Genomic DNA, 6,193 nt, shown 5'->3' with positions numbered 1-6,193 from the left:
GCTCATTATTCTAAACACCCCCGTTCTAATGAATGGGGGTGTTTCTTTATTGGGGGAGAAAAAATATATAGGCGGGGAATAAATATAAAAATACTAAGGAAGAGTTGTGCTATAAATAATAAGAAAATTAATCTTTTAAGTATGCATAATAAGGGAAGAGCATCTATGATAATTTATGGTGATGTCAGTTCGGGTAACTGCTATAAGATAAAACTATTACTTTCCTTATTAAATATTAACCATAGATGGATCCACGTTGATATTTTAAACAAAGAAACTCAATCAGCTGATTTTTTGTCCTTAAATCCTAATGGAAAAATACCAGTATTAGTCCTAGAAGATGGTCATGTTTTGAGCGAGTCGAATGCTATCTTAGGTTACTTGGCTGAAGGAACAAAATTTATTCCTACAGATCCTTTTATTAAAGCAAAAATGTACCAATGGATGTTCTTTGAGCAGTATAGTCATGAACCATTTATTGCAGTTGCTCGTTTTATTAATAAATATTTAGGTTTACCAGCAGAAAGAATAGAGGAATATCATAATTTACAGCCAAAAGGCCATAAAGCACTATCTATTATGGATAAAGCTTTAGTAGATCACGACTATCTTGTTGGAGATCAATTAACTATTGCTGACATTGCCTTATATGCATACACACATGTCGCTGAAGAAGGTGGCTTTAATTTAAAGTTATATCCAAATATTCAAGTATGGTGTCAAAGAATTCGAGAATATTTAGGTTATGTAGATATGATTTAAATAAAAAAGAACTCATATCGAGTTCTTTTTAGTTCTGAAATTCTGATTTAGAAATGTGCTTCTAGACCTACATATGGGCCTTTAAACTCAAATTTAAGATCATTGTTATCGTAGTCATCTAAGTCGATATTAAGTACGCGATAGCCTGCTGTTAGACCCAGATCAATGAGTAGGTTATCTGCAAATTTATATTTTACTTCTGCCAGTGCATCTGTAATTCGTGCATCATCAAAGTTTGTATAAGTTGCTTCACCTTTAGCACTTAAGCCTGTAAACGGAAGTTTTACTTCACCTGACAAATAAGCAATAGGATATGTTTTATCAATATCCACGCGCTTACCTGTATACGCAGTAATATCACCATTTAATACAGTGGCACCAAGACCAGCATCTACACTTACGATATTATCTAGTAACTCGTAGTAGAGGATAAAATCGCTATGATCTAAATCAACTTTATAGTTGGCTTGACCTAAAGTTTCTGATTTAGTTTCGGTATCTAAATTTACATAACGAATTTTTGCATTTGGAATAAATGGAATTGGGTGTTCTACTGCTAATGAGATTTGAGCACTACCTTTTTGATCTAAATCTTGATCTTCAGGTGATTGAGAAGACATATTAGCTTTACCGTCATAGAACCAGTAACCTACGTCGCCTTTTACTCCTACGAAGTCTGCTTGAGCAAAGCCACTTAAGCCCATCCCGAGCGTTAATAAAGATATTTTTAATATTTTCATTTTTACATCCACATAAAAGAAATCTTTGAGCGCATGATATAGACATCTTGCTACAGATGCATTGATAAAAAATAAGGATCTGAGGTGTGTGAGATGAGTAAATTTTTAAACCTTAAAAAAGTTTATTTAATTCAAATAATTATTGTTTTCTTCTTCATTTAAATGAATTTAATCTTTTAGAAAATTTAGTATAAATTTTGTCAATCGTATCGGACTTATTAAATTTTAATTGATAACTAGGGAGTTAAAAATAAATTAGTGGATAAGTTGAGTAATTAAATAAGTATTTTCAGGGATTGCAATAAAATTGCATTGAATAATAATTTTGATCTGCAAGTAGTAGTACGTAAATATTAGCTGAAAAATAACCAATTGTGAAAAAAACTCAGAAAATTCGTAAAATTTCTGACGGAAATTACAGTAAAAAGAAATAAAAACAGGTATTGTTCAGCTATATAGGGGCAAAAAATGGACAAAAATCTTTAAGGAAGAATTTTCTATTTTTGCTTGTTTGTTAAGGGAATAAAAATACTCAAAAGGTGCATTTTATTTTCTACAAACACAAAAGTATTTTTTGGTTCTTTTTTTGCATGCGGAATAACAATCAACAATAGCAGTAAAAATAAGTAATCTTTTAACATTAGGTGTTCTATGACAGATTCTCGTGAAAACTGGACGTCACGATCTGGTTTTATTATTGCAGCCGTTGGTTCGGCTGTAGGCTTAGGTAATATCTGGCGCTTTCCATACGTTGCTTATGAAAATGGTGGTGGCGCATTTCTTATTCCCTATCTATTGGCACTCATTACTGCTGGTTTACCGTTACTATTTTTAGATTATGCGGTAGGACATCGTAGTACTGGTTCACCTCCTAAAGCGTATCGTGCCCTATTTAAAGGCGGGGAAACATTAGGTTGGTGGCAGGTTTGTGTCTGTATCATCATTGGTTTGTACTATGCAAGTGTACTCACTTGGGCTGGTAGTTATGTTTACTTCTCTATTGGCCAAATGTGGGGAAGTGATCCGGAAGGTTTCTTCTTTAATACCTATTTGCAGACCACAAAAGCAACCGGTTTTGATTTACAGTTTGTAGGTCATTTATTCTGGCCGATTGTTGGGATTTGGGCACTTACTCTAATCATTCTTTATGGTGGTGTGAAAAAAGGTGTGGAATTATCGAATAAGATTTTCATGCCTTTATTATTCATTCTCTTCACTATTTTAGTGATTCAATCATTACGTTTACCAGGCGCGGTTCAAGGCTTAAATGCTTTCTTTACGCCGAACTGGTCAGCAATGATGGATTATAAAGTTTGGTTAGCTGCTTATGGCCATACTTTCTTCTCCCTCTCTGTCGGTTTCGGGATCATGGTGACTTATGCATCTTATTTGAAACCAAAAACGAATTTAACAGGTTCTGGTTTAATCGTTGGTTTTGCAAATGCATCAACAGAGATTCTGGCTGGTATTGGTATCTTCGCAGCGCTTGGTTTTATGGCTCATGCGGCAGGTACTGAAGTTAAAGATGTTGTGAGTGGCGGGATTGGGTTAGCATTTATTGCGTTCCCTAAAATTATTTCAAGTTTAGGTACAGGTGCCGATTTATTTGGTTTCTTATTCTTCTCTTCACTTTTCGTCGCAGGTATTTCTTCGATGGTGAGTATTTTGGAAGTACCTATTGCAGCAATGCAAGATAAATTGAAATGGGGCCGTAAAAAAGCTGTAACCATTATTGGTGGTGGTAGTGCGCTTGTATCAATTATTTTATTCTCAAGTGTAAACGCAATTAAGCTGGTTGATATTGTTGACCACTTTATCAATAACATCGGCATTATTGGCGGTGCTTTACTTTCTATTATTGCCGTGACTTGGTTTAAACGTTCTGCACTGAAGGAACTTCGTGATCACGTAAATCGCATCTCAACTATTCAATTAGGTAAAGGATGGGATTTCACTTTAACAGTGATTACATCATTAATCTTGTTAACTACACTCAGTATGACTGTATTTAATTTGATCAAAAATGGCTATGATACTTATAGTATGAGCTTACAAGGTGTATTCGGCTGGGGTAGTGTGATTTTCTGTGCAGTCGTTGCAATTGTTTTAAGCAAAATGAAAGATCGCTAGGAGGATAGAATAATGAATACTTCAGCAATCGTAATGATGGTAATTTCGATGGTGTTTTTATGGGGTGGCTTGGCTTTATCCATTATTCATTTATCGAAACATCCTGAAGAGTTAGATGATGTTTTAGAAGAAGTAAAGGATCAGCACACACTTTAATGCTGATCGAGTAAAAAAGCAGGCTTAAAGCCTGCTTTTTTTATGCAATTTTTTGGATTTTACAATAATAAAATCCGTCACCAGACTGCGCTTGTGGCAGTAATTGTCGGCCATGGGTTTGCTGGATTCCCCAATCAGCATCAATCTTGATCTCTTTTGCATTTGGATTTTCAGCAAAAAAAGTCATCATTTGCTGTTCATTTTCAGCTTTTAAAATTGAACAGGTGATGTAAAGCAATGTACCGCCAACTTTGAGCTGTTGCCACATGTGGTCCAAGATCTGCTTTTGTAGTTCAATGGTTTGAGCTATATCGGTAGATTGGCGCAATAGGCGTATGTCAGGATGACGACGAATAACACCTGTAGCAGAGCAAGGTGCATCGAGCACAATACAATCTACTGGATGTGCAGGTACCCATTGAGTTGCATCGGCTGCCAAAATCTCTGTATGACTTTGATCAAGTGCTAAGCGATTTAAGTTCTCAGTTACACGCACCAAACGGCTTGGGTCCTGATCAATCGCAATGAGCTGAGCAGGTTTAAATTTTTCAAGTAAATGAGCAGTTTTACCGCCTGGGGCAGCACACGCATCAACTACTATTTTATTGTTCAAATCTGGCAATAATGTTGCGCAAAGCTGAGCGTGTTCATCTTGTACAGAAAACCAACCTTGTTCAAAACCAAGTAGTTGAGTAATTTGTACAGATTGTTCAAGAACAATACCTGCTTCCGACAAAGTACATGCACGTGCCTGAATTTCTAAACTTTGTAGTTTTGCTAAATAAGCATCGCGGCCAATATGACGCTGGTTCACCCTTAAGGTTATAGGCGCGACTTGCTTCAAAGATTGGCAGAGAAATTCCGTTTGTTCACCCCAATCCTTTTTTAACCTTTTGAAAAGCCAACTTGGTAAGCCATGCGCCTGCTGTAAACCTTGTTGAAAGTCATCAGTTTCACGAGTAGCTCGACGTAAAATTGCATTCACAATACCGCTGAGTGCAGGGAATCCAAGTTGTTTGGTTGCATCTACTGTTTCTGAAATAGCGGCATGCGCTGCAATACGCGTGCATAAAACTTGATAAAGACCAACATAAAGACAGGTTTCTACTGTCTCATTATTTAAAGGCTTGCTGAGTAGAGGTAGGCTAATTGATTTAAGCGCAAACCATTGGCGCAATGTACCTAAAACCAACTCGTGAAACAAAGCACGATCGCGCTCTGCGACCTGATTGAGCTGTGTATTTAAAATACTAGCGAGTGATTGGCCTTGCTGAATTTTTAATAATGTCTGGACGACTTGAGCACGCAGGTTAAAACGTGAGGAATTTGAGGTAACCTGACTCATGGCAAAATTTGTCCTACATGAAGTTTTTGAGTTTGTGCAATTTGTTGAGAGTTTAATGCTTTACCGCCTGGCCACTGTACGCTAGTCAGACAAATAAATGTATTTTCACCGCAAGCAACGTGCACACCTTGTTTATCGATTGCAATAATTTCACCAGCTTGAGCACTTGCTTTGGTTTGGCTAGAAATTAGAGAGTTCCAGACACGTAGAGCATTATTTTCATCAAGTTGAACAAAAGCAACTGGCCAAGGGTTAAAAGCACGGATATTTCGGTCAACTTGAATAGCATCAATTGCCCAATCAATACGAGCTTCTGATTTTACGAGCTTATGAGCATAGACCGTTAAGCTTTCGTCTTGAACTTCGCGTTCTGCCAAATATTTTTGTAGTGTTTCTTCTGAATCAAGTACCGCACAAATTGCTGTTGCACCTTGAGCTGCGAGTTTGTCATGTAAAGTCGCTGAGGTATCTTCGGCAGTGATTGGGCAGTATGTTTTATACATCATATCGCCTGTATCTAAACCAGCAGCCATTTGCATGATGGTGATTCCGGTTTCTTCATCACCTGTTGCAATCGCACGCTGAATTGGTGCTGCACCGCGCCAACGAGGTAATAGTGATCCGTGAATATTTAAAGAGCCATATTTCGGTGTATCGAGCACAGCTTGTGGAAGAATCAAACCATAGGCTGCAACTACCATCACATCGGCACCTAAAGCTGCCAGTTGTTGTTGAGCTGCGAGTCCTTCTTCTGTAGATGCTTTAAAGTGAAGGGGTTGATAAACAGGGATATTATGCTCAAGTGCAAGTTGTTTTACGGGAGATGGCGTTAGTTTTTGTCCACGACCCGATTTACGATCTGGCTGAGTATAAACCGCGATAATTTCATGGGAAGTTTTTAATAAAGCCGCCAATGCTGTTGCAGCAAATTCGGGGGTGCCAGCAAAAATAATTTTCACAAATGCAATCCAAAAAGAGTTTAGGCGTAGTATACGTGAAAAACGATTGAAGCCCTAAAATCATGGCGATTGAGCATTTTAGTTTTTAAATAGTGAACAAA

6 protein-coding genes are annotated in these 6,193 nt (G+C 37.3%); 3 read left to right on the top strand and 3 right to left on the bottom strand.

The window, feature by feature from the left end:
* Positions 1 to 165: 165 nt before the first annotated feature.
* Positions 166 to 762, top strand: a complete 597-nt coding sequence (locus B806_RS0108680) for a glutathione S-transferase family protein (protein ID WP_017386210.1) — start codon at positions 166 to 168, stop codon at positions 760 to 762.
* A 47-nt stretch (positions 763 to 809) separates the two neighbouring features.
* On the opposite strand, the gene B806_RS0108675 is transcribed toward B806_RS0108680, so the two are convergent.
* A complete protein-coding gene (locus B806_RS0108675; protein ID WP_079381041.1) occupies positions 810 to 1,514 on the bottom strand; it encodes a TIGR04219 family outer membrane beta-barrel protein in 705 nt (234 codons plus the stop codon).
* 639 nt (positions 1,515 to 2,153) lie between these two features.
* Here B806_RS0108675 and B806_RS0108665 point away from each other — a divergent pair.
* A complete protein-coding gene (locus B806_RS0108665; RefSeq protein ID WP_002119149.1) occupies positions 2,154 to 3,632 on the top strand; it encodes a sodium-dependent transporter in 1,479 nt (492 codons plus the stop codon).
* 12 nt (positions 3,633 to 3,644) lie between these two features.
* On the top strand, positions 3,645 to 3,788 hold the full coding sequence (locus B806_RS0108660) for a methionine/alanine import family NSS transporter small subunit (RefSeq protein ID WP_002119126.1): 144 nt from the start codon (positions 3,645 to 3,647) through the stop codon (positions 3,786 to 3,788).
* A gap of 40 nt (positions 3,789 to 3,828) precedes the next feature.
* Here the strand turns inward: B806_RS0108660 and rsmB are convergent, their stop codons facing one another.
* Both rsmB and fmt read right to left on the bottom strand, forming a co-directional pair.
* Positions 3,829 to 5,133, bottom strand: coding sequence for a 16S rRNA (cytosine(967)-C(5))-methyltransferase RsmB (rsmB, locus tag B806_RS0108655; RefSeq protein WP_017386209.1), 1,305 nt, complete (start codon positions 5,131 to 5,133; stop codon positions 3,829 to 3,831).
* Positions 5,130 to 6,092 (bottom strand): methionyl-tRNA formyltransferase, encoded by a 963-nt coding sequence (gene fmt, locus B806_RS0108650; protein ID WP_017386208.1) that lies wholly within the window; start codon positions 6,090 to 6,092, stop codon positions 5,130 to 5,132. The genes rsmB and fmt overlap by 4 nt, the downstream gene beginning before the upstream one ends.
* Positions 6,093 to 6,193: the final 101 nt, after the last annotated feature.

The organism is Acinetobacter sp. TG2027 (assembly GCF_000302435.1).
GTDB lineage: Bacteria > Pseudomonadota > Gammaproteobacteria > Pseudomonadales > Moraxellaceae > Acinetobacter > Acinetobacter pittii.
The sequence above is the reverse complement of the archived record's forward strand: the minus strand, read 5'-3'. Positions and strand labels throughout refer to the sequence as shown.

What these genes read in the sequence shown, in the direction of transcription:
- B806_RS0108680 (WP_017386210.1), top strand. Translation starts at nt 166, where the DNA reads ATGATAATTTATGGTGATGTCAGTTCGGGTAACTGCTATAAGATAAAA.
- B806_RS0108665 (WP_002119149.1), top strand. Translation starts at nt 2,154, where the DNA reads ATGACAGATTCTCGTGAAAACTGGACGTCACGATCTGGTTTTATTATT.
- B806_RS0108660 (WP_002119126.1), top strand. Translation starts at nt 3,645, where the DNA reads ATGAATACTTCAGCAATCGTAATGATGGTAATTTCGATGGTGTTTTTA.
- rsmB (WP_017386209.1), bottom strand. Translation starts at nt 5,133, where the DNA reads ATGAGTCAGGTTACCTCAAATTCCTCACGTTTTAACCTGCGTGCTCAA.